The following is a 23,231-nucleotide window of genomic DNA, read 5'->3' on the forward strand; positions in this document are numbered from 1 at the left end:
ATTAAAATCTTTGACGTTGTTTTCTATGACATTGAGCACGGAATTTCTACACAGCTTCCCAGAACCTTCGACTCTCTTAACAACACCAACAGTTGGGATCCCGGAATTACTAAGCCTATTCATCACGTTGATCCTCATGTCAGCCAATCTCTTCCTCTCCTTCATTGCCAGGTATATGGGTCCATCGATAACGAGGAGGTTATTATTAAGGAGCTTACTATTCATTAAGGAATCTATGAATCTTGTCTCAAGACCCATTCTGACCTCATCAACTACAACGCCATCATCATACTCAATGAAGTAATCACCCTCAAGGCTTCTAGTCCTAATATAACCACTGGTCGCATTGTTTTCCTCAATAGCCTTTAAGACATCCGGTGGTGCTTTTAATCCTGTAAATCCCCAGTCAACATTGATTGGTTTACCAAACGTGGTCTCCGGATACGTAATTATTGGGTTCCCAGCACCGTATGCCGCAACACCGGTTATAGAGAGCTTAAAATTATGCGTGCTAAAGCTTCTGCTTGATTCATCAATAACCAAGAAATCATGATTAATACTTACATTTAACTTACTTATTCTTGATCGATTAATCTGTGTATTTCTCAATGATGTTACTATGAGTTCATTATCGGGTTCTGAGGTAGTACCATACTTATACGGAGGTAATGCACCTCTAGAATTTGCAGCAATGTCCAGGAATTTAGTAATTACATTATTAATATTGATCATTTAATTAGGTATTTCATACAACTTCTTAACAAATATTGAGTAATTCCTGTGTATTACAAAGGAAAAGCACTTATCAATTGTTTTAATCCCATGATCCCAATGAGACTTAAATTGGTACGTGCAAACGGAGTGCACGGATACTACCTACTCCCGAAAAAGCCCAATAATCCGTTAAAGTTCTCGACAGTCATAATCAAGGCTGGCCCTAAGGAGTATTATGAGGCTAAGGATGTCGTTATTAATTATGAACCAGGAATTGGTTGAGTATTAATATTACCAATAATTAGGGATGAAATCGAATTGCTATACCTCGATTAATAATCCAATTAATCTGAAAATCAGTACAAATCGGCGTAATTGCCTTAATAAGTCCATGGCCTATTATGGATGCATTTAAATCCAATTATTTACCATTTATTGAATGGGTAAGTATTCGTTGATGACGAATAGTGAGGCTTTAATCCGTTTCCCTTATTTCATTAATAAAACTCAAAAGATTAGTAAGTTCCATATCTTAATATCAATAATTACTACCTACCAGTAAATAACCTTCTTGGATTATCTATTAGTACCCTGTTTATTTGTTCCTCAGTTATACCCTCACTTCTCATTCTCGGTATTACCTTCTCAAATATTAAGGTCAATGACCAATCAGGCACCGTACTCCTCACAACCTCTGGTGGATACCAATCAATGGTTGGGCAATAATCATGCGATAACAATAATTGATCAATCCATCCCCTCTTAATAAGCTCTATTGTGGTCTTTATCCTTCTATCAAGCGGTAGGTATATATCAAGACCGAACCTATCGAGACCAATAAATGCACCTTCCCTCAATATTTGCTCAATTAATGAAATATCATCAGTATCACCAACATGTCCAATCACAGTCCTTGCCAAGTCCACACCTTCTTCCTTGAATATCCTTATGAGATCAAGGCTCGACTTATTACCAACAAAGGAATGAGTTATTATTGGCACACCAGTTTTTATGTGAGCCTTAGCTGCGGCCCTAATAGCCATTTCCACATCCTTAGTCAGCCCAGGTGAGTCGATGACTGCCTTAACAAATGCAGCCTTCGTACTAGTTTCTTGAATGCCAACAGTTATATCGTGAATAAAAACATCGACTAAAGAATCAATGCCCCTATTTCTGAAGTAGAACGGTAACTCTGTATATGTATAGAATCCGGTACCCATTATTATGTTAACACCCGTGGCCTTAGCAACCTTCTCATTAAACCTCACATCACGTCCTATACCAGCCACTGTAAGATCAATAATAGTCTTAACACCGTACTTCTTAGCCGCATTAACAGCATCAATGGCACGCCTAAGCTCCTCATCCTCATTATAGAGGTGAGGCCAGTTCCAGCGAACAACTTCAGTAATTAGTCTAAGATGCTCATGAAATAATGTTAAACCCATACTACCAGGGTCTATTTCATTTCCTCCAGCAATCGATATCCTGACCATACCACGACTCATTGCTTACCACCAACCTTCTTCCTTTCTTGCTCCTGAAGTATTTTCCAGTCTATTTTACCAGTGGCTGTCTTAGGTAATGAATCAACAAACTCCACAATCCTTGGATATTCATATGCCGACATCCTCTCCTTTGCCCATTGTATTATATCTTCAGGCTTAATTTTGCCCTTATACTCTGGCTTAAGCACAACGTATGCCTTAACCTCCTCGCCAACCCTTAAATCTGGTATTGCTACTACCGCTACCTCAAGAATGGCTGGATGCATGTATAGAATATTCTCGACTCTATATGGCCAAACCTTATACCCAGCCCTATTAATCATTCTCTTAATCCTATCAACATAGAAGAAGTAGCCCTCATCGTCCATATAAGTCACATCCCCAGTTCTAAAGTAAAGCTTTCCATCAACCTCTATAAAGGCCTCCCTAGTCTCCTCCGGCTTCTTCCAATAGCCTTTAAACACATTAGGACCCCTAATTATGAGCTCTCCCGTCTTACCCTGTGGTAAAACTTCCTTCGTATCTGGATCTATCACTAAGGCGTCAGTGCAGGGCTGCGGTATTCCTAAGTCACTGCCAATTTTAACCCTATGCGGTGGATTAACGTGTGTTTGTGAGAATGTTTCAGTTAATCCGTAACCTGCTAAGTAATCAAGGCCAGTGAGCTCCTTAAATCTCTTAGCCACAGCCTCAGGCATTGGAGCACCGCCACCACCAGCCAGTATCAATGACGAAAGGTTCCTTTTCTCAATGCCAGGCATTGCTAATAAATCAACGATCATAGTTGATATACTAGTCCAGTGAGATATTCCATACTTCTCAATTGCATCTATTGCGTTTTCTCTATCCCAAGTTGTCATTAATACCATTGTTGCACCAACGTAAAGTGGCACTAATACGGAATGCACGAGCCCCGTCACATGGAATATGGGCAATACTGTTAATACAATAGCACTTGGCGCTGTATTATACCAAACCGCGGCGTTTAGTGCGGATGCCCACATTGTACCATGACTATGCATAACGCCCTTAGGAACTCCTGTTGTACCTGAAGTATACGGTATTGCGCCAAGGTCCTCATACGTAACCTTAACCTGAGGTGGACTACCATTAAAGGAAACGGCATCTCTCCAATTAATCACGCCTTGAGGTACTTCAGGGTCCATTAACATTAATTGCGGTAATTTTAACTCAAGCTTCTCTGGAAGGTAATCCCTATATCTACCAACAATTACATATCTCAGAGATGGAACCCTATCCTTAATGCTAAGTAGCCTAGTTAATAATTGTGATAACGTAATAATAGCCTTAGCCCCAGTTTCCCTCAAAATATACTCAAGCACGTCAGGTGCTGCTAATGGATTAACTGGAACGGCAATAGCATTAGCCCTTAGTATACCAAAAAATGATATTAACCAATGAGGCGTATTCGGCATATAAATGGCTACCCTATCGCCCTTATCAATACCCAAATTATACAAAAACGATGAAAATCTAAGTATTGAGTCCCAGAACTCTGAATATTTTATTCTGAAGCCATAGTAAATTATCACATCCTTATCTGGATACCTAGTCGCTGATACCTCAACCATATTAAAGAGAGGAACTTTCGGATAATCCATCCTCCTTGGAATCCTCGGAGGCCAGTACCTATACCATACCCTGTCACTAGGTATTTCGCAAACATAATCTCTCTCAGGAACCAACTGAACTTCGGTATCTCCTATCTGTTTTGTTATTAATTCCATGAACTATTTTATATATGAAAGCTATTAATAAACATCCTCTCTATATATTATATGTATTTATTACAATACATCTATTTAAATTTAATAACAAATAAGCTAATTAATCGTTAGTCATAAATGTTAAGAATATGGTTAGGTCCTTTGAGGATTATGTTAATAGTCTGCGTGATGGTAGGGTCATTTATTATAGGGGTAAGCTTGTGAGTGACGTAACGACACACGAGATTTTAAGGGCTGCGATTAACCATGCAGCTGAGCTTTACAGATGGCAGATGGACCCTGAGCTTAAGAAGTATTTGACGTTTGATGATCCGCAGTATGGTACGATAAGTAGGTTTTACAAAGTACCTAGGAGTCCTGAGGATCTTATTGAGAGATTTAAGCTCATTTATAATACGACCTTGCTTGGTAGGGGTATGTTTAATATTATGAAGACTATTGGTTCAGATGCGTTGTTTGGACTTATGATTGCATCTAAGCAACTCGATAGGATCAGGGGTACTAATTACTTTGATAGGGTTATGAGGTATTATGAACGTGTTGTTAAGGATGATGTTACAATAGCCGTTGCCCAGACGGACGTTAAGGGCGACAGGATGCTTAGACCTCATCAACAGGAGGACTCAGACCTATATGTTCATATTGTTGGTAGGGATTCTGACGGCATCATTGTCAGGGGTGCTAAGGTGCATACGACCCAGTCCATCGCGGCTAATGAGCTTATTGTCCTGCCCTATAGGAATATGGTTAAGGAGGACGCTGATTATGCTGTTGCCTTTGCGCTACCGGTCAATGCCAAGGGCATAATCCTAATACCTAGGCCACTGAGGGAGGTTGAGATTAATATGCTTGGTGATGAGTTTCCAATGGGTAAGACTAATGTGGAGGTTGAGACGCTGACCATATTCGACAATGTCAAGGTTCCGAACGATAGGGTGTTCCTGGCAGGTGAGTACGAGTTCGCGGCACCCTATGGACTAACTTTCGCGCTTTATCACAGGTTCACTGCAATTTCCTATAGGGCTGCCCTGGCCGATATAATACTTGGTTACGCAAAGCTCTTTGCTGAGTATAACGATGTTGAGACAGCATCCCACATTAGGAGGGATATTGTCGATATAATAACGTATAAGGAGTACTTGGTATCCAGCGCCATAGCCTCGGCCGAGAAGTGCATCAAGGATCCAAACACGGGTATATGCATACCAAACCCGATATACACAAACGTGGGTAAATTAACGGCCAATGCCAAGTACCTAGACGCTGTTAAGGACATGATTGACGTAGCAGGTGGCTTACTCGCCGATATACCATCAACCAGTGAATTGAGTAATCCAACTGAGGAGAAGTACATGGTTAAGTACTTAGTCGGTAAGAAAGGTACTGATGCAAGAACAAGAATTCGACTATTTCAAGTAGCCCGCGAATTCCTATCAGCTCTCGGGGCATTACTATCCGTAGGTATGATACATGCGGAAGGGTCAATAGAGGCAAGCGTAATAGAACTATACAGGTCGTATAACTATGACATAAGCAGGACAGCAGCACTATATAACGCAGACCTGGCGAAAATCGACGACATAAAGAAGCTACTGGAGTGGTGGTAAAAAATTGGGTAAAATCTATTTTCAATTTTCTTAATTTAAGGAAACTACATAAACATGTTCTTATACCTCTCCCTTAATACCTTCTTGTCTATCTTTGCTGTGCCAGTTCTTGGTAGCTCCTCGGTTTTTACAAATACGAACTTATCAGGTATCCACCACTTTGGCATTAACCCCTTATCAACAAATTCTCTTTGTAAGTAGCTCTTTATCTCGTCCTCAGTGACTTTACCAATATACTCAGGCTTCAATGCAACAATGGCTATTGGTCTTTCAACCCACTTTGGATGGGGAATACCGATAACAGCAACCTCACTGACTGCTGGATGTGTTGATATAAACATTTCTAACCTTGATGATGGTATCCACTCACCACCACTCTTTACAGCATCTTTCTCCCTATCAACAAAGAATACACAGCCATGCTCATCGATTACGACCATATCATCAACATCGAAGTACCTAAACCTCCAAGCCCTCTCAGTCTTCTCAGTATCACCAAAATACTCCCTGGTTATAGTTGGTGAATAGAATACGAGCCTACCAATCGTTTTACCATCCCAGGGCAGCTCCCTACCATTCTCATCAATCACCTTGACAAGTGTTAATGGTACAGGAGTGCCTAAGGAATTCCCAATTACTTGGTGATCTCTAAACTTCTCAAAGTCATAACCCTCCCTCAAGTAATACCTGGGCACCATGAACGACCTAGTTATTGCTGTAAGTGTTTCGGATGGACCGTAACCTGTCAATATTTCAATACCCATTTTCTTAGCCTCCTCATACACCGCAACAGGTAATGCCTGACCTCCATAACCATAGGAAAAGCCATGCAAATCACTAATACCCATGGATTTGGCGCTCTCGATTATTGATATTAGCATTGATGGTACGCCCTTAGCAATAACTCTACCACCTAGTCTTTTAGCTTCAGGAATTAGCTTATCAACAAGCAGCCTGGTTATGTAACGCCAGTCATACCTACTAGGTAATACCATAGGAGCTCCAATGAGGAACGATTCATATGGGTGAAGCCATGCGAGTATGTGGAACATGGGGGTAGTAATTAATTGGTAGTCCCTATTATTAATCAGGATTGGTGGTTGCTCCTCAGCAATCAGCAACTGCATTGTGCCTATGACGACTTGCCTATGCATGTGATATACGGCCTTAGGTCTACCTGTGGTACCCGAGGTGAAGAAAATCTCTGCAATAATATGCTCCTCAACATCAAGCCAATCATAGTAAGATTTACCACGACCAACAACATCCTCATACTCATAAACCTGAACACCACTTGGAACCTCAACCTTAACCTTAGAAGTCTCAGTACCGACCGTACTTGCATCATCCATAATTATAACATGCTTAATACTGTTAATATTAGTAAGTATGGGTTTAAGCAGTGGTAGGAAGTCTATATGAATGAAAAGAGCCTCAGGCTTAACGATACCCATTGTATAGAGTATTTCCTCGGGCGCTAGCCTAATGTTTACTGTAAATAATGTCGCGCCATACATAGGAACACCGAACATAAGCTCCAAGTATCTAACGGTATTCCAATCCATAACGGCAATCTTACCACCAAACTCATGAGGTTTCTCGGCACGTTTAGCATTCAATTCATCAAGAAACGAACCAAGCGCATTAACTCTACTGTAAAGATCTTTATAGGTATATTCTTTAATGGGTAAATTGGGTGGTGCGAACAATACTCTCTGCTCCGGCGCTATTTGGAGTCCGTATTCAATTACCTTCCTAATGTTTAACTGATAGTCTCTAAAATCAACATCAAAAGTAACTTCAACCATTATTGAATAGTTTATTTTAATAAATATATGCATTACCACAATAAAAATTATTTACTCTATAATATAATTATATTTAAATTATAGAACAAATAAATAATTATATGACTACTCATTTTAGGCATTATGCCAAGAGTGCCCACAGCATCAGAAATTAAGGATATTGCTATGAAATTCAGTATGCATTTAAGCGATGAGGAAATTACGGCGATACAAACGGCAATTAAATTGTTACTGCTTTCATATAATGAACTTGATGGGATTAACGATAATGTTTCCAGTGCATTACATGCACTGTATCCTAGATCATGGAGGAGGCCGAATCCTCAAGAGAATTCATATGGTGCCATAGCGTTTTTCACGGACATTAAGGGTAGGGATCAGGGTAAGCTCGCTGGTAAGAAGGTTTGTGTTAAGGATAACGTAATGATTGCTGGCGTGCCTATGCTTCACGGTACTAAAGTGTTGGAGGGTTTTGTGCCGGAGATTGACGCTACAGTCGTTATTAGGATTCTTGATGAAGGAGGGCATATTGTGGCGAAAACAACCTGTGAAGCACTGAGTTTTTCAGGTGGTAGTTTCACGTCATACCCAATGCTTGTTAGGAACCCTGCTAATCCTGAGTACATGAGTGGTGGTTCATCAAGTGGCGCCGCCGTTGCAGTTGCAACGGGCGTGTGTGATGTTGCGATAGGCGCTGACCAGGGTGGTTCAATAAGGGTCCCTAGTGCGTGGACTGGGGTTTATGGGCTTAAGCCAACGTATGGATTAGTTCCATATACTGGTATCGCCACGATAGAGCCGACACTTGACCATGCAGGTCCAATAGCGCGTAAAGTTGAGGACCTAGCTCTAACGCTTGAGGTAATTGCAGGTAGGGATGACCTAGATCCTAGGCAACCCAGTGATTTACCAAAGCCTCCAGTTAAGCCTTATTCGAAGTTATTGACAGGTAATGTTAAGGGACTGAGAGTAGGAATTGTGAAGGAGGGCTTTGAATGGCCTGTCTCTGAGGAGGATGTTAACAAGGCTGTTAGGGAGACTGCCAATAAGTTGCGTAGCCTGGGAATAACGGTTGAGGAGGTTTCAATACCCATGCATAAATTGGGTGTGGCCATTTGGACTCCATTAATGATCGAGGGTACGGTGGCCAACATGTTCTTGGCATCGGGTGTTGCCTGGAGGGGAGGTTACCTTGAGCGACAGTTGGCTGGGTTTTTCGGTAATGCCCTTAAGTCCATGGCCGATGAATTGCCGTTGAACGTTAAGGCAGGTGCTGTACTTGGGTATTACATGATTACCAAGTATAATAACACGTATTACGCGAAGGCCAGGAACCTGGCCCTTGATTTAAGGAGGGCTTATGATGACGCTTTAATGAAGTACGACGCACTACTCATGCCCACTACCCCGCAGAAACCGCTTAGGTTTGTGGATAATCCAACACCCGAATTAATGCTATTAATGACAGCAGGCATGCTCTATAACACGGCACCATTTGATGTAACTGGACACCCAGCATTATCAATACCCTGCTGTAAATTAGATGGATTACCAATAGGTATGATGCTAATAACGAAACACTTAGATGAAGAAATAATACTAAATATAGCATATGCAGCGGAAATAAGTAGATTATATTAATTCTTATAAAATTATAAATAAACTATGTAAGAATAAAATTTATAGGTTCTAAATTAATATTTATCGGTTAATGTCTAAGAATAAGTTGACGTATATGTTATTGATTATAATGCTGATCTTTGCGGTGATTATTTCATTTATTTTAAACTCATCCTTATCATTGCTTAATCCCATTAGTGGTGTATGGACTGACGCCGCTAAGGAGATTCCACCTAAGGGCGTTATTTACCTCCCTAATCTTTATGATACAGTCTATGTTAAGATTGATAAGTACGGTGCATATCATATATGTGCCGCTAATGACCATGACTTATTCCTAGCCTTCGGCTATATTCAGGCGTATAATAGGTTATGGCAGATGGACCTACTGAGTCGTCTATCCTCAGGCAGAATGTCCCAAATACTTGGTGAGTCCTGGTTGAGTTATGATGAGTATCAATTATGGCTTGGTAATGCCCTTACGGCAAATGAAACATTGAATTACGTACAAAATAATGATAAGTATGCATATTCCATATTTGAGGCGTATACGGAGGGAATTAATGATTACGTATCTCAGGTATTAACTACAAATCAATACTCAATATATTACAAGTTAATTGGTTATAGGCCAAGTTATTGGATTCCTCTTGATTCGCTGTATGTCCAACAGTACATGGTTGAGGGACTATCACTCACACTCACTCCACTTAGGTTCTCAGCACTAGCGGGAGCAATGGGTTACGAACTAGCTAACCAATTATATCCCTACGTATCACCTGTTAATCAAACGTTTTATGTCCCCGGCAATGGCAGCTTATTAACATTACTCGAATACGAGGGCAAGTGCCTAAGTACGGAATTCATTCCCTACATCCCCGTAAATGAGGACTGGAGTCCGTTGCCTCAGCAAATCATGTATTCCCAGGAGCATTGGAAGGACCTACTTGCAATATACATGTACTTAGTAAGTAATGTGTTACCTAGTGATCCAGGACATAGTAATGCAATTGCTGTTCAATCTCCAAAGTCCGAATACCCACTCCTCATGGGTGGCCCGGTGCTACCGACGACACTTCCATCGATTTGGTTCCAAGTTCAGTTAATAGATCCTAATTACACGGTTTATGGAGTTTCAATACCGGGTACGCCGGTCATCATAATAGGGTTTAATAAGTACATTGGTTGGACCCTCACTGATGTACAGGCGCAGATGACTTATTTCTACTTCATAAATGCCACAGCCAATGGTTATTACCTAAACGGTGCTTTCTATCCATACAGACAGTACATATACTACATACCACTACCAAATGGTAGTTCTGTGAGGTTCATAGTGAACTGGACATTACTCGGTCCAGAAATTCATTATGGAGATACGTACGTTATCATGAACTGGACGGGTGATTTACCATCAGACGATATTGGTGTTTTACTGCATATTATGCAGGCAAGGAATTTCACAGACTTCTGGAATGCACTGAGTCTATGGTACTCACCACCGCAGAATTTCGTGTATGCCGATGTTTATGGGAACATAGCCGCAATAAGTGCTGGTCTATACCCATTGTTTAATAGGGGTTATCCAGGCATGGTATTACCTGCCATCAACGGGTCACTTATTATTGGTTACATACCTTATTATGAAATACCACAGACCTGTAACCCATCGTCTCATTACATAGTTGCGTCAAACCAGAGACCAATTGGTTATGCATATCCATTCTACATAGGACCATCTTGGGACTTCTTCTCGGTGGGTTTCAGGGCGTATTCCCAGGCATATCTCCTTAATCAGACGAATACTATTACTCCAGGTTACTTAATGTATGTTCAGTGGAATGACTTGGACTACTCAACCAAGTACCTAGTGCCTTCGTTATTAATCGCAATTAGGATGTATGGTTGGAATAATACGACGATGAGGCAGGTCTATTACTTACTATCTTCATGGAATGGTTGGATGAGCGCTAACTCCTCGGCTGCAACCATTTATTACTTCTTTGTTCATAATTACGTTAAGGACGTTATTTATCCATGGCTTGAGTACTACGGAATAAACACGTCAGCATTCCCAGTGAGTATGAGTAGTAAGTTGGTGGCGTTTGTGGCTAACTTAACAATTAATGATCCGTACTCGCCCTGGTTCAACGATCCACTAACTGGCGAAAGGAGGAATGCATACATGGTCATGGTACTGGCGCTAAATCAAGCAATCAACTACTTAACGAGTATTGCCGGCAACAACATAAGTAATTGGGAGTGGGGTAGGTTCCACGGTCATTACCTCGAATCATTAACATCACTGTCACAATTCTCTGAGGGTCCATTCCAGCAGGGCGGCGATGCAAACACGATGTGGGATTCAAGCGGGTTAAACATGACTGGTGGTCAGTCATTCACTTGGATAGCCATATTCAATCAATCTCCACCAATAGCCTACGGCGTATTCCCAGGCGGTGAGAGTGAGGATCCGTTAAGTCCGTATTATGACAACTACGTACCAATATACGAGCATCACGAGTACTTACCATTAATATTCCTATTAAACTGTTCAAACCCAACCTTGGTACTAAGACCAGGGCCCCTCATACTAACAATAATCGAGTCACTAGCGTGGATGTTCTACATAGTGATTACCTTATTCATAGGCTCTCTCCTAACATATATGATGAGATTTAGAACGTTACAATATTCATTCTTGGCAGCTGGTATTTCAGTACTTACTCAATTAGTGAATTGGTGGTTACCCTTCATAGTAGTGCTTGTGTTTTCTATAGTAATGACGCTTAGAAAGTATAGAATGAGGAATAACTTAATCATGGGTTCCACGGCAATGTTCCTAGTGATAATCGCAGAGTATGTATTTTACCTAGGTTTTCACCTTAATGAATCAATAAAGTTGCTAGGTATCCTATCAAGTTTGGTGGGTATTCCAGCGATAGTAATTGCCGCATTACCAGTGCTAATTTATGTATTTAATGGTGCTGTGTCTGCCATGCTCGGTTATGAATTAGCATCGGTAGTCAGGCGAAAATATTAACCATCATTATCGTTAAAATTATTAAACAGTTTCATTTATGTATTGTGTATTAGACATTGTTTCTATTTTGATTTCTCTTAGTTGGTTAGTGGGTTATGAAATATACATAGCTTAACTCTTAATCAGTGACTTCCTTATTTCATCCGGTAATTGCTTCTTTTTGCCCTCCTTGTCTATCAATACGTACACTATGTATCCGTTTGCAACTACTTCGTTATTTGCCATTATTTCGAAGTTGAATGTTACACTGGTATTTCCAATTCTTGAGACTTGTACCTTAACGAGGCAATTATCGCTATACTTAATTGGCTTTTCATAGTCACAATGTGCGGAGGCAACGGCAAAATATATGCCCTCCTTCTCAAGCTTAACAATATCAATGTCTCGTTCCTTCATGAAGCTCGTGATAGCCTCATCAGCGTATACAAAGTACCTAGCGAAATAAATAACACCCATCTGATCGGTGTCGGAATATCTTAACTGAACTTTAAACATTGATTACCATTATATTAACTATTATTTATTCATTATATTGTATTCGAATCAATAGATGCTACGTGCATTAAAACCACTCTAGTACTGACGTTAGAGTATGATGCGTTTTCATGGTCAAGGTTCATCTCTTACTGTATCCCATGAGGCTAGGTTCATAAGATGGAAGAATTCAGTGATGGTACGGGGCTCGAGGGTATTATTCATTATTGATGTTGTGTATTAAATCATGTAGAGGATTATTAATGATATTAAGGGCCCTAGTGCTAGGCTTAAAACGCCAAGTATTGGGCTTATGCTTATTGCGAAACCTACGAATATTGGAGCCACCATAGAACCTAACTGGGATACGGCATTTGCGTAGCCCATTGACGTACCTGCATATTCATTTCCCATAATCTTTATTATCAATACATCAGTTGGTGGTCTATACAAAAACGAGCTAATTCCAAGTACAAGGAAGATCGGGAAGAGTAATAGTGTGTCCTTGAGAAGGATTGCCGCTAAGAAGTCACAGACTATAAAGGCCGTTAGTGAGATCTCAATAACTTTCCTCTCACCTATTGACTTAGGTAGTACTGATGCCAAGAATATGGAGACCAACTGCCCCAGGGAGTATATGAAGAAGAGTAATACGGGTAGTATTCCCTTGATCCCATCATAGAGGACCAAGAATGGCAGGAGCCAACTCGATGTTCCCCAGGATCCCCATAATTCCCCTGCCCTTATCGCTACAGCCTTCGCCACCCTTAAATTCATTAACACGCTTTTAGGCCTGGCGTATTTGCTACCACCTACTTTGAGGTCTATTGAGGATAGAGATGCCGTGAGTAGTGCGAGGAATATTGCCAGATAAAAGGTTCTCCAGTGGGTAATTATTAATGGAGATGCAGCACTCAATGCAATTAGGACTATTGGTGCAGCACTCTCCAGCATCGCAATCCTACTGTGCACCTTCTCCTGAGTTGAGTAACTTGCTATCTTCATCGCTGATGGAAATAAACCAGCAGTTAGGAAACCAGCCATTAGGTAAAGCAGTAAGATTTGTGTGAAGGTGTTTGCCAGGAATAACATTAAAATCACGGCGCTGGATAAGGTTCCGGAAACGAGTATTGCTTTACTCGGCCCAAACCTATCAATGAGTGCCCCCCAGGGTATTGAAGAAGTCATATAACCAATATAGAACAGGGTCAGAACAAGCCCTATCTGCACCGGGTTAAGTCTCAACAACTCAGCCACAGTCACACTAACAACTCCCCAACCCAGCCTCACAGCCAACTGTAGAAAGGTTACACTCCACGCAATAACGAAGCCCCTATCCACCTAACCGCCTATTGGCAAATTATTTATTAAGTTAGTCCCTGATTATGTCTTGGTGTATACATTATTAATTAAGGTTTAAAGGAGCAAATTAGGTGTTTTATCAATAATCATTATCGCAAAGCCCTATTAATCACCCCTGATATTAATTAAAATCATAAATGATATATTCTCAGAATAATCAATTACATACCTTATCAAGTCTCCTCGTTCAATATTCGCACCAACGCATTGCCTGCTCCATTCATAAAGTGTTTCCTTATCCAGGGCTTTATTATTAGAAAGAGTGGATTTATCCTAATGCTCCATTGGCTAATTAGTAAGTTTCCATTTATGTAGTTCCTTACATAACCCCTTATTGGTCCTTCCAGGTAATTAATAAGCACGAGCCTATCAGCATTATGTATCTCAATCCTTGCAATGCCTCTGTTATTTGGGCCTGAGAATGCGAACTTGATTTTGACGAGATACGCATTACCATCCCTACTTACTATCTCCACCTCTCTATGACCCCTCCAGTACCTAGGCATGGCTCCAACGTCACTAAGTACCTGCCAAACCCTATCAAGGCGCCTTGGATCTACCTCCCTACTCACAGTGAATTCAATACTAAGTATTGACATACTGATTCACCATAACTTTGATAAGTGAAATAAAGAATATTTATCTTTAGTTATTTTGAGGGAACTGCTGAATTTCGGTTACCTATATGTCGATAACTCCTCAAGGCTTCTTCCCTTCCCCTCAACACCAATTAATACACCGGCTATTGCGCCGATTATCATTATCACAGCCATTAACGTAAATGCAATTAATGCTGCATATGGTAGTGGCTTAAAGGTAACTAGTATGTATGGCATGACGAATGCTCCGATAATACCACCTAATCTACCTATTGATACAGCCGTACCGACAGCCGCAGCCCTTAACTGCGTCGGGAATGCCTCGGGTATCATTACGTAGAGTATATCGGCAGCGGCATACACAAAGAAGTACGTTAAGGCCAGTAACCCTATCAGTCCTGCTAACCCTATCGCCTTGATATAGAACAGGTAGGCCATTAGAAGACCGAGCAATCCACCAACAGCGTAGGATACAACGGCCATTGGTCTCCTGCCAACCTTATCGGCTAGGTACGGAATTACAAAGGCACCCACTGCGCCAAATGCCGTAACTGGGACTAGGTATAGTGGTATTACCTTCGATGACACGCCCAGTGAGGATAGGAATACAGGTATTAACGTGAATGCTGTGTAATATGGCCAAGTCTCTGTGAAATTAAGTAAGACGGCGCTTATGGCTCTCCTTGGGTATAGTGTGAATACCTTCTTAGCCACTGTCCAACCCCTTGGACTAGCAATAACAACATCAACAGGTTGAACTGGTGGTAATTCCTTAATCCCTAGCTGATTCCTAACGAGATCCTCAATCTGCTTAACAATGCCCTCAGCCTCATTGTACTTACCCTTCGATAGTAACCACCTCGGTGATTCAGGTATTGACCTCCTAATAGCCCACACAAACACTGCGAGTACTGCACCGATTAGGAAGGCAATCCTCCAACCAATGTTTATTGGTAACCTGGATATTGCGAAGTAGGAGGTTAATGATGCTATGACTGTGCCAACATCCCAACCAGCGCCTATTACGAAACCCAACCACTTACCTCTTTCCCTTGGTGGTACGAATTCCTGAATCGCACTATTCACGGCACCATACTCACCACCAATGCCAACGCCAGTCAGGAATCGGAATACTGTAAGGCTTATAAAATTAAATGAGGCTGCTGATAAGGCCGTAAATAAGCCGTAAATCAATATCGTAGTCATGAACAACCTCTTCCTGCCAAGGACGTCAGCCAAAACACCAAATAATTCAGCGCCAACCGCCGCGCCTATTAGGAATAGGACAAGGCCTAGTGTTGACTCCAATGGCGTTATTTTAAATACCTTAGCAACAATGGCTAATACACCGCCATAAAGGGTGCTCTCGAGGCCATCTAGGAAATACGCGGCTGTTAATACCAGGATAACCTTTCGGTGGAATGGTGAGAATGGTAGGCGATCCAACCTAACAAGTAAGTCTGTTTTTACTACCTTAATTCCAGTCTGATCACCATTGGGCATTAATTGCAGAAACTGATCATTTTTAATAAGTATTATCCTCAAGTAATCTAGGTAATTAATGACTAGGTGATAAAGTATATTAATACTTGGTATATGCTGGTCATCTTAATTTAATACTATGAATAATGCACTAAGGATTTTATTAGGTAAGGATTTAGTGGTTCTTGATGGTGATGGCACACTCTATATTGGTTCAAGACCATTACCTGGTGCCAGGGAATTCATAAGGTTCCTTGATGAGCATGGCAAGCGATACGTTATAATGACGAATAACTCATCCTTCAGTAAGGAGCACCATATCAAGAGACTAAGACGAATATTGGGAAGGTTTTTCTCCCATGATGAGGTTTTCATATCAACAGAAGCTGCCATAGAGTACTTATACGAGACTGGCGTAAGGAGGGTTTACGCACTTGGTACGCCTGAGTTCATTCATGACCTCGTAAGTTCAGGTATTCATCACGACCCAGAAAGACCAGAGATTGTGGTTATTGCCTTCGATAAGACACTAACCTATGGTAAGCTAGTTAGGGCTGTACGCCACATAATGACTGGCACTCCTTACATCGTGGTTAACCCAGACATACTGTGCCCTACGGATAGGGGTTACATCCCGGATACTGGTTCGATATGGGCATTAATTAGGACGGCCACGGGTAAGGAACCAATGGCGGTGACGGGTAAGCCGAGTAGCTTATTCCTTAATTACATGCTGAGGAAGCTGAGTGTTAGGCCTAGTGATGCCGTGATAATAGGTGATAGGCTATACACGGACATAGCCATGGCCAACGAGAACGGTGTAACCTCAATACTTGTCCTGACAGGCGAGACCAAGATCGAGGACCTAGTCAATAGTAAGTATAGGCCTACATTCGTGGTTAATACATTGATTGACCTATTGAAATAATTACTGCTTGGCTTCGGCCTCCTTCGGCTTCCTCCTCTCGCGCTTTTCTTCAATCTTTTTCCTGAGTAGGTTTACGTGGAATAGGAGTTCGTTAATGCCCAATTTATTACCGACCTCATCGCCATACTTAAGCAACTCCTCCGCCTCGTCTAAATCCCTTGACCTACCCCTGGCTATTAACCCCTGAGCCATATACACAACGCATTCCACAAGCTTCTCTCTAAACTCCAGTGCCTTCTCCTTATTACCCTCCCTCTCGGCCTTCTCAATCAATCTCTCCCACCTTGAGCAGGTCACTGCCATGCTATCACCAAACCGCAGTGTGTGGTTGCGGGTTAATTTAAAAATTATGCCTTACCTTTCTCAAGCCTTATTCTCCTGAGCCGACTTCCTCGCTTGCCTAGTCCTTGTCTCATTGATTAGTCTCCTGACCTTCCTAATAATGGCTATGTAATTATCGAAGAGCTTAGTCTCCTTAGCCTCCTTCGTAGCCTCCCTAAATAGTTTAACACCATCATCCAATTTCCCGCTCCTTATCAACTCCTCAGCAGTCCTTAGCTTAATCACTATTTCCCTGGCCTTATTTATTAATTCCTCAGTTGACATCGAAACAACGAAACCTAAACCCTTAATAAGGTTTATTAGTTGATAATGCCCTTGTTTGGTTGATATGAATTGATGATTACGGTCTGGAGCCCTGAATAAAATGATGATTGGTGGGCCGAATAATCAGTACTCATTAACGGTCTTATTCTTCGACTTATACTCCCTAATCAATTGATCAGCCACGTCAGGTGGAACCCTAATCGTGTATAATTGATGCCTTAACCTAGCCTTCAACTTCACATAATCAGAATACCTCTTAACCCTAATCTCAACTGCGGCATCTGCATACCTACGCCACAACTCCACAAGGAATACTTCCCTAGGCACGGCATTGCCGATACAGGGGATTTTTTAAGGATTTCTACAGAAGAGGTAATTAATCCCCAATTACTTGATTTAGCGTGGTTGTTAAGACTGATGTATTAATAATTGGCGGTGGACCCGCTGGTTCCTACCTAGCCCGTTATCTAGTCAAGAATGGCTTCAACGGTGATGTAATGCTCATTGATAAGAAGTCCGTGATTTATGCACCAATAGTATGCGGTGAATTACTACCCAGTGAGGACTTACTTAAGCCCTGGATTAATAGGGATTTATACGAGGTATTGTTAACGACACTTAGGGAGACACTGCGTAGGGAATTCATTGTTAATGAGATTAAGTGGTTAAGGCTCGTGATTAATGACCGTGATATCGCTAGAATGCCCTTTAGGACTTACGTCATTGATAAGGCGGCGTTAATTAGGGGCGTCCTTGAGGACGCTATTAATGGGGGTGCCAAGGTTCATTTTGGGGTTACTGCCATTAAGTGCATGGTGAAGGATGATGGTTATGAGTGTCTTGTTCATGATAAGGATGGTGGCGAGTACGTGATTAACACTAAGGCCCTAGTCGGTGCTGATGCATATCCATCAATTGTCGATCTTAGTCTCGGCATAACTAATGGCTTCGGTGCTGAGGACTTAATAATAGCGACTAGTTCAAGGGCTAGGGGTAAGTACGTGGATAATGAGGCCGTTATTATCATGGATCCAGGAATAGCGCCTGGCGGCTTTGCCTGGGTATTCCCGAGGGGTGATGGTACGCATAACATCGGCGTTGGCGTTAGGAATAACATTGCATGGAGAGGGGATAATCCACTTAATTACCATATGCTCTTTATCAATAGATACGGCCTTGAGGGTATCCAAAGATCCGTGCTCATGAAGACTCTACCAGTCGGCGGCCTACTGAATAAGTATGGCGTTAATAATGCGTACTTAATCGGTGATGCGGTTGGTTCGGTAATACCGACAAACGGCGCTGGCATTAACCCAGCCATGATAACTGCCCACTTACTTGGTGAGTCATTAATGCATGGTAGCAATTACCCAGCACTTATGGATAGGTTGCTTAGGCCCTTGATGAATAGAATGGTTATGTTTAGGAGGGCTGGTGACTCATTACTAATGAGTAGGAACGCCATGGAGACCGCGTTGAGGGTTTCAAGTGGTCTTATGGCTAGTTCAATTTACGAGGCTACATTATCATCAATGAGGGTTAGCACATTCGTTAAGTTCCTAATTGGTAATTTATTGATTAGGTTAATCTCCAGCTTTGCTTAACGTGCGTGTAGTATTTATTAAGGCATAAGTTTAAGGAGGTAATGAATTAAATGGTCGTACTGAACCCAGGTAAGTACATGGAGTTATTGCCAATGGATGTTAAGTTCGCACTTACTAAGGTTATTCATGTACTTGAGGAGTCGTTCATTGGTCTTTGGATGCCCGATAGACTTCTGAAAGCCACCTATCATTACATTAGGAATAGGGGTAAGTTAATTAGACCCACATTAGTTCTTCTTATGGCATATGCATTAGGTAATGGTACTGGTATTGAAAGGGCTATTTTACCAGCTGCATCTATAGAATTAATACATACTGCGTCACTGCTTCAGGATGACATAATGGACCAACAGAGGATTAGGAGGGGTGTGGAGACTCCGTATAGTATTTATGGTTCTCACACAGCAATGCTTGCCAGTGACTTAATAATTGCTAAGGCCGTGGAATTTGCAATAAGGAGTGGTGATAATGACATTGTGTTTGAGCTCCTAAACTCATCCATTAAATTAGCCGTTGGTCAGAGCCTGGAGTCTGAACTTAGTGGTAGGGATAATACGACGATTGATGATTACCTAAAGTTAATTTATTATAAGACTGCGTCGCTTATTGAGTCATCAATGATAGTTGGTGCATACTCCGTTAATGTTAAGGATAATGAGGTGATAAGTAGGATTAGGGATATTGGTAGGTTTGTGGGCATTGCGTTTCAGGTTAGGGATGACGTTATTGATTACCTAAACATGGATAGTAAGAACCCAGGTGTTAATTATGATGAGATTAATATTGTGAGGATAATGAGTAGGGATAATGGGAATATTGAGGATGCGATTAGTAAGGCGAGAAACCTACTAAATGATATGCTGGATAATGCCATAGACGCGATTAGGAAAACAATGGATAATGAGGTCCTTATTAATTACATAAATCTCCTGAGGATTTAAGAATTGATTAGTTAAGAAACGCGGTAATAAGCCATATATTACATCGCAAAATAAGTCATCCCTAAATTTAAATCGCAAATTACAAGCAGTTAATGAGTGAGGTCTTCATAATAGATGATATACCGGTGAAGTATGAGGACTTGTTTAGGGCGCCCGAGAAGGATGGAGCCGTCGTATCAGTTAGGGTACATAAATCTGTGAAGGAACTCCTTACAAAACTTGCAGAAAAGGAGGGACTTGATGGAGTTTCAGAACTACTTAGGTACCTAGTGGCGGGTTACATAATGGGTAAGTACAAGTTAATTAAGCCTGAACCAAGAGTAATACCGCAACCCATATTCCTAAATGTTAATATTAGTAAAAAGACGATTGAGGAGCATACGGACACGGCTCAGATAGGGTTGAAAATGGAGATCGACGAGATGATAAAGGAATCAATGGATGTAATCAATAAGGTGAAGAAAGGCGTAATAAATCCAAAGGGTAATGAGTACATCAGAAGGCTAAGGAATAAGGCAGTTAAGTACATGGTCAAGGCTCTAAAATACGGTATGGAGGACGAGTACGAAAAACTAAAAACAATACAAATGACACTAACAACACTACTCGAAGAAGAATAAGAAAACTTTAAATCACAGTTAATGAACTAAGAAATTGCCGGGGTGACCGAGCCAGGACGAAGGTGCGGGCCTGGAGTTGAAATAGAAAGTCCGTCCCCGCAAGGGGGCCCGGGTTCAAATCCCGGCCCCGGCACCATTCATTGTGTGACCTTCAATTCTGCTCGGTGCACTTTTTAAGAATACCCCGAAGATAAAAAAGCTTCAGTAGATTAGCAAGCTCGATGGGTATACACTACCCTAGATTGTTATCAATAATAGTCCTAGTGTTCTCGATTACTGCAGTATTATTAACTATGTTCATAGTGTCTGGACAACAATTAAAGATAAGCCCAAAGCCGATGATTGTGATAAATAGAACCGATTACCAAATAGATTATTACGAATTATTAACTGGCGAACCAACGTTGATAATTAGAGGTGTGTATGATGGCTCGTCGGTGCCGATAACCGTGAGCCTCTTCGCCTTCACGCCGGGTAAAATCTACGTTGTTGGTTATTACTACGGTAGTAATGGGGTAGTTACGGTAAACCTCACGGGTAACCTAATCACGCACATAGCCAATAAGTGGCTCGGTAGGTATGGCGATTTATTATGGCCCTCGCTCATAGCCTTCGTGACTTATACCGTGGGTAATAAATCATGGACAGTAATAACAACAGTACCCTACGATCCATCCTGGATAATAATGAGGAGACCCGTATCAATTATGACTACGGTTAAGTTTGACCACGTTAAGCCCATACCCATAAAATCTCTAGATGCGGATAGAGATCCCGCCATAAGTCCTACCACAATCACAAGCCCAGGAGGTGGTGAGGAGTACTTTGGCTACATATACATGGGCAGTTGCTTGGGTAATGGTGTTGTTGAGAATGCCGCAAATCAATTAACTGAGAATTACGGGAGTAACGTAGCCATTTGGGAGCCCGTGGAGTGCGAGGAACTTGAGGGACCAATACCGATAATGTTTATTGGCTGGAGCCAGAACGCGATACAAAACAGCATCTCTTACATAAGCATTACTGATATTGCAGGTACGGCCCAGAAGGGCTCCGGGCTTTATGGCGTTGTCAATATAACGTATCCCGAGGCATCCGTACCTCCAACATCGCAACTATCACTCATAGGCCCAACAATAACGTTTAATAATAATTATAATTTACAGGTTGAATATGCATCATTCGATGGTGGTTATGTTATTAATGAGGGGGGAGTCGGGGATATTTATGTTGAGTATGGTTCATCAACAAGCTCAACGTTGTCGGGGACGGTCTTGACGTACACAGTCCCTAGTCAGGGATTCGTATATCTTGGTCTATATGGGAATATTTCCTACGTATCCTTCGAGGAGTATGTATACGGCCAGCCAATAAACGCCTGGGCTAACGGCACAATGCCACTATCGATCTCACCAAGTGAGATCTCTGGTAATGTTCTCTTTATATACCCAGGTCTCGACACTGGTAATGGCCCCATCACGGGGATGTTCGCAGCAATACTCTATGATTACGGCACATTCGGTCAATTACCAATAAACCTATTAGACGGTTATTCATACCCAGTAAATAACCAATGCAGTAACGCACCGCCGGCGACGCAGACAGGTTCGAACCAAATATCCTACACCCTGAGCGCCGTGACGAATACTTACTCGCCTAACCCCATTGGGTGGGCTTATCTAGGCGGCTCCCTAGTGGCCGGCATATTCCTCACTTATCTACCTCTGTGGTTGCAAATTACTGGTGATTCAGCAATTACAATCTTAGGCGTTTTCATACCCACCAACCTATTCTACAACAATCAATTCGCGCTTCAGGCTACCGTATTTATCAGTTATTATGCTTCTCCCACCAATTCGTTCTATGTCACGTTCTTAGGTACACAACAGGCCTCTAACGGTCAGGGTTCGCAGACACTTTATCCAATGGGCATTATAATAAACGAGACTAATTATTACTTGGGTGTTTATAGTTGTCAAGGTTGATGTTAAATTAATGTTGCGAGTTTCTATTTTAAATATTATTGTGTTATTTAAGTATTTGTGCTGCTTCTGAGAAGTCTTTCTTCCCATAGCCTATTCCCTGGGCTATGCCCAGTATCTTATCTATGGTTGTTAGTATTGGTAAAGTTTCATTTCTATTTGAGGCGTATTTTATTGTTTCGTCAATCACGTACTTAGCCAGGTCTATTGAGAAGGATTCTGGGTAGTTGCCGTTTAGTATCCAGGGTAGTCTAGTCCTTAGCTGTGCTGAGTCTGCCCCGCTCATGCTTAGTGCCTTGATTAGGGTGTTTATGTCTAGTCCGGTGTCCTTTATTAATGGTGCTAGTTCGGCGAGTATCATTGTGTTGGCTATTATTATTGATGTACTGATGAGTTTGAGTAATGTGGCTTGTTCATGTGTGCCTATGTAGATTGGCGTACCTAACTGCCTTAGGAACTCCTCATTCTGCCTATATAACTGTTCATCGCCGCCAATGAATAGCACGAGGGAACCGCTCTCGGCTTGTTTTGGTCCTCCTTCAAGCCTTGCGGTTATATATTTCAATTTCTTATTGCGTACCACGG

Annotated in this window: 21 protein-coding genes and 1 tRNA gene; 10 read left to right on the forward strand and 12 right to left on the reverse strand. The window is 41.6% G+C overall.

Features of this window, described 5'->3' with window-relative positions; translation table 11 throughout:
• Positions 1-732, reverse strand: a 732-nt coding sequence (locus tag ACP5L5_RS10040) for a hypothetical protein (protein WP_428763490.1), incomplete at its 3' end; no start/stop codon positions are given.
• 99 nt (positions 733-831) lie between these two features.
• Here ACP5L5_RS10040 and ACP5L5_RS10045 point away from each other — a divergent pair.
• Entirely contained in the window at positions 832-996 is a 165-nt protein-coding gene (locus ACP5L5_RS10045) for a hypothetical protein (protein WP_428763492.1), read from the forward strand.
• 266 nt (positions 997-1,262) lie between these two features.
• Here ACP5L5_RS10045 and ACP5L5_RS10050 read toward each other — a convergent pair whose 3' ends face one another.
• Together ACP5L5_RS10050 and ACP5L5_RS10055 are read right to left on the reverse strand one after the other, a co-directional pair.
• Positions 1,263-2,222, reverse strand: coding sequence for a phosphotriesterase family protein (locus ACP5L5_RS10050; protein WP_428763493.1), 960 nt, complete (start codon positions 2,220-2,222; stop codon positions 1,263-1,265).
• Positions 2,219-3,970: a long-chain-fatty-acid--CoA ligase gene (locus ACP5L5_RS10055; protein WP_428763495.1), complete on the reverse strand. Its 1,752-nt coding sequence runs from the start codon at positions 3,968-3,970 to the stop codon at positions 2,219-2,221. Before ACP5L5_RS10055 ends, ACP5L5_RS10050 begins: the two co-directional genes overlap by 4 nt.
• Before the next feature lie 128 nt (positions 3,971-4,098).
• Between ACP5L5_RS10055 and ACP5L5_RS10060 the strand changes: the two genes are divergently transcribed.
• Positions 4,099-5,577, forward strand: coding sequence for a 4-hydroxyphenylacetate 3-hydroxylase N-terminal domain-containing protein (locus tag ACP5L5_RS10060; protein WP_428763496.1), 1,479 nt, complete (start codon positions 4,099-4,101; stop codon positions 5,575-5,577).
• Positions 5,578-5,621: 44 nt separating this feature from the next.
• Here the strand turns inward: ACP5L5_RS10060 and ACP5L5_RS10065 are convergent, their stop codons facing one another.
• Positions 5,622-7,385, reverse strand: a complete 1,764-nt coding sequence (locus ACP5L5_RS10065; protein ID WP_428763497.1) for an AMP-binding protein — start codon at positions 7,383-7,385, stop codon at positions 5,622-5,624.
• Between the two features lie 123 nt (positions 7,386-7,508).
• Between ACP5L5_RS10065 and ACP5L5_RS10070 the strand changes: the two genes are divergently transcribed.
• Together ACP5L5_RS10070 and ACP5L5_RS10075 are read left to right on the forward strand one after the other, a co-directional pair.
• Entirely contained in the window at positions 7,509-9,026 is a 1,518-nt protein-coding gene (locus tag ACP5L5_RS10070) for an amidase (RefSeq protein ID WP_428763499.1), read from the forward strand.
• Between the two features lie 70 nt (positions 9,027-9,096).
• Positions 9,097-12,048, forward strand: a complete 2,952-nt coding sequence (locus ACP5L5_RS10075; RefSeq protein WP_428763500.1) for a penicillin acylase family protein — start codon at positions 9,097-9,099, stop codon at positions 12,046-12,048.
• Between the two features lie 111 nt (positions 12,049-12,159).
• Here ACP5L5_RS10075 and ACP5L5_RS10080 read toward each other — a convergent pair whose 3' ends face one another.
• The 4 genes from ACP5L5_RS10080 to ACP5L5_RS10095 form a co-directional block, all read right to left on the reverse strand.
• The gene (locus ACP5L5_RS10080) at positions 12,160-12,543 is read right to left on the reverse strand and encodes an acyl-CoA thioesterase (protein ID WP_428763502.1); all 384 of its coding nucleotides are present in this window, start codon (positions 12,541-12,543) and stop codon (positions 12,160-12,162) included.
• A 219-nt stretch (positions 12,544-12,762) separates the two neighbouring features.
• Positions 12,763-13,863: an MFS transporter gene (locus ACP5L5_RS10085; protein ID WP_428763504.1), complete on the reverse strand. Its 1,101-nt coding sequence runs from the start codon at positions 13,861-13,863 to the stop codon at positions 12,763-12,765.
• 194 nt (positions 13,864-14,057) lie between these two features.
• Positions 14,058-14,483: an SRPBCC family protein gene (locus tag ACP5L5_RS10090; protein WP_428763505.1), complete on the reverse strand. Its 426-nt coding sequence runs from the start codon at positions 14,481-14,483 to the stop codon at positions 14,058-14,060.
• A 78-nt stretch (positions 14,484-14,561) separates the two neighbouring features.
• Entirely contained in the window at positions 14,562-15,986 is a 1,425-nt protein-coding gene (locus ACP5L5_RS10095; protein WP_428763507.1) for an MFS transporter, read from the reverse strand.
• Positions 15,987-16,104: 118 nt separating this feature from the next.
• On the opposite strand from ACP5L5_RS10095, the gene ACP5L5_RS10100 reads away from it, so the two are divergent.
• A complete protein-coding gene (locus ACP5L5_RS10100) occupies positions 16,105-16,893 on the forward strand; it encodes an HAD-IIA family hydrolase (RefSeq protein ID WP_428763509.1) in 789 nt (262 codons plus the stop codon).
• Here the strand turns inward: ACP5L5_RS10100 and ACP5L5_RS10105 are convergent, their stop codons facing one another.
• The 3 genes from ACP5L5_RS10105 to ACP5L5_RS10115 form a co-directional block, all read right to left on the reverse strand.
• Entirely contained in the window at positions 16,894-17,196 is a 303-nt protein-coding gene (locus ACP5L5_RS10105; protein WP_428763510.1) for a hypothetical protein, read from the reverse strand.
• A 60-nt stretch (positions 17,197-17,256) separates the two neighbouring features.
• Positions 17,257-17,499, reverse strand: coding sequence for a hypothetical protein (locus ACP5L5_RS10110; RefSeq protein ID WP_428763512.1), 243 nt, complete (start codon positions 17,497-17,499; stop codon positions 17,257-17,259).
• Between the two features lie 123 nt (positions 17,500-17,622).
• Positions 17,623-17,826, reverse strand: coding sequence for a hypothetical protein (locus tag ACP5L5_RS10115; protein ID WP_013605600.1), 204 nt, complete (start codon positions 17,824-17,826; stop codon positions 17,623-17,625).
• A 74-nt stretch (positions 17,827-17,900) separates the two neighbouring features.
• Here ACP5L5_RS10115 and ACP5L5_RS10120 point away from each other — a divergent pair, with 74 nt between their 5' ends.
• From ACP5L5_RS10120 to ACP5L5_RS10140, 5 genes are all read left to right on the forward strand, one after another.
• Positions 17,901-19,103 (forward strand): FAD-dependent monooxygenase, encoded by a 1,203-nt coding sequence (locus ACP5L5_RS10120; protein ID WP_428763514.1) that lies wholly within the window; start codon positions 17,901-17,903, stop codon positions 19,101-19,103.
• Positions 19,104-19,153: 50 nt separating this feature from the next.
• On the forward strand, positions 19,154-20,044 hold the full coding sequence (locus ACP5L5_RS10125; RefSeq protein ID WP_428763516.1) for a polyprenyl synthetase family protein: 891 nt from the start codon (positions 19,154-19,156) through the stop codon (positions 20,042-20,044).
• Between the two features lie 92 nt (positions 20,045-20,136).
• A complete protein-coding gene (locus tag ACP5L5_RS10130) occupies positions 20,137-20,664 on the forward strand; it encodes a ribbon-helix-helix protein, CopG family (RefSeq protein ID WP_428763518.1) in 528 nt (175 codons plus the stop codon).
• A gap of 36 nt (positions 20,665-20,700) precedes the next feature.
• Positions 20,701-20,800 (forward strand) — tRNA-Ser (locus ACP5L5_RS10135).
• Between the two features lie 85 nt (positions 20,801-20,885).
• Positions 20,886-22,649 (forward strand): hypothetical protein, encoded by a 1,764-nt coding sequence (locus ACP5L5_RS10140; RefSeq protein WP_428763520.1) that lies wholly within the window; start codon positions 20,886-20,888, stop codon positions 22,647-22,649.
• A 43-nt stretch (positions 22,650-22,692) separates the two neighbouring features.
• Here ACP5L5_RS10140 and ACP5L5_RS10145 read toward each other — a convergent pair.
• On the reverse strand, positions 22,693-23,231 hold a 539-nt coding region (locus tag ACP5L5_RS10145), incomplete at its 5' end, for an NAD-binding protein (RefSeq protein ID WP_428763521.1).

It is taken from the genome of Vulcanisaeta sp., from assembly GCF_049966235.1.
Taxonomy (GTDB): domain Archaea; phylum Thermoproteota; class Thermoprotei; order Thermoproteales; family Thermocladiaceae; genus Vulcanisaeta; species Vulcanisaeta moutnovskia.

Bases quoted from the DNA above. Each gene is read 5' to 3' on its own strand.
- ACP5L5_RS10045 (WP_428763492.1), top strand. From the start codon at position 832: ATGAGACTTAAATTGGTACGTGCAAACGGAGTGCACGGATACTACCTA.
- ACP5L5_RS10050 (WP_428763493.1), bottom strand. From the start codon at position 2,222: ATGAGTCGTGGTATGGTCAGGATATCGATTGCTGGAGGAAATGAAATA.
- ACP5L5_RS10055 (WP_428763495.1), bottom strand. From the start codon at position 3,970: ATGGAATTAATAACAAAACAGATAGGAGATACCGAAGTTCAGTTGGTT.
- ACP5L5_RS10060 (WP_428763496.1), top strand. From the start codon at position 4,099: ATGGTTAGGTCCTTTGAGGATTATGTTAATAGTCTGCGTGATGGTAGG.
- ACP5L5_RS10065 (WP_428763497.1), bottom strand. From the start codon at position 7,385: ATGGTTGAAGTTACTTTTGATGTTGATTTTAGAGACTATCAGTTAAAC.
- ACP5L5_RS10070 (WP_428763499.1), top strand. From the start codon at position 7,509: ATGCCAAGAGTGCCCACAGCATCAGAAATTAAGGATATTGCTATGAAA.
- ACP5L5_RS10075 (WP_428763500.1), top strand. From the start codon at position 9,097: ATGTCTAAGAATAAGTTGACGTATATGTTATTGATTATAATGCTGATC.
- ACP5L5_RS10080 (WP_428763502.1), bottom strand. From the start codon at position 12,543: ATGTTTAAAGTTCAGTTAAGATATTCCGACACCGATCAGATGGGTGTT.
- ACP5L5_RS10090 (WP_428763505.1), bottom strand. From the start codon at position 14,483: ATGTCAATACTTAGTATTGAATTCACTGTGAGTAGGGAGGTAGATCCA.
- ACP5L5_RS10095 (WP_428763507.1), bottom strand. From the start codon at position 15,986: ATGCCCAATGGTGATCAGACTGGAATTAAGGTAGTAAAAACAGACTTA.
- ACP5L5_RS10100 (WP_428763509.1), top strand. From the start codon at position 16,105: ATGAATAATGCACTAAGGATTTTATTAGGTAAGGATTTAGTGGTTCTT.
- ACP5L5_RS10105 (WP_428763510.1), bottom strand. From the start codon at position 17,196: ATGGCAGTGACCTGCTCAAGGTGGGAGAGATTGATTGAGAAGGCCGAG.
- ACP5L5_RS10110 (WP_428763512.1), bottom strand. From the start codon at position 17,499: ATGTCAACTGAGGAATTAATAAATAAGGCCAGGGAAATAGTGATTAAG.
- ACP5L5_RS10125 (WP_428763516.1), top strand. From the start codon at position 19,154: ATGGTCGTACTGAACCCAGGTAAGTACATGGAGTTATTGCCAATGGAT.
- ACP5L5_RS10130 (WP_428763518.1), top strand. From the start codon at position 20,137: ATGAGTGAGGTCTTCATAATAGATGATATACCGGTGAAGTATGAGGAC.
- ACP5L5_RS10140 (WP_428763520.1), top strand. From the start codon at position 20,886: ATGGGTATACACTACCCTAGATTGTTATCAATAATAGTCCTAGTGTTC.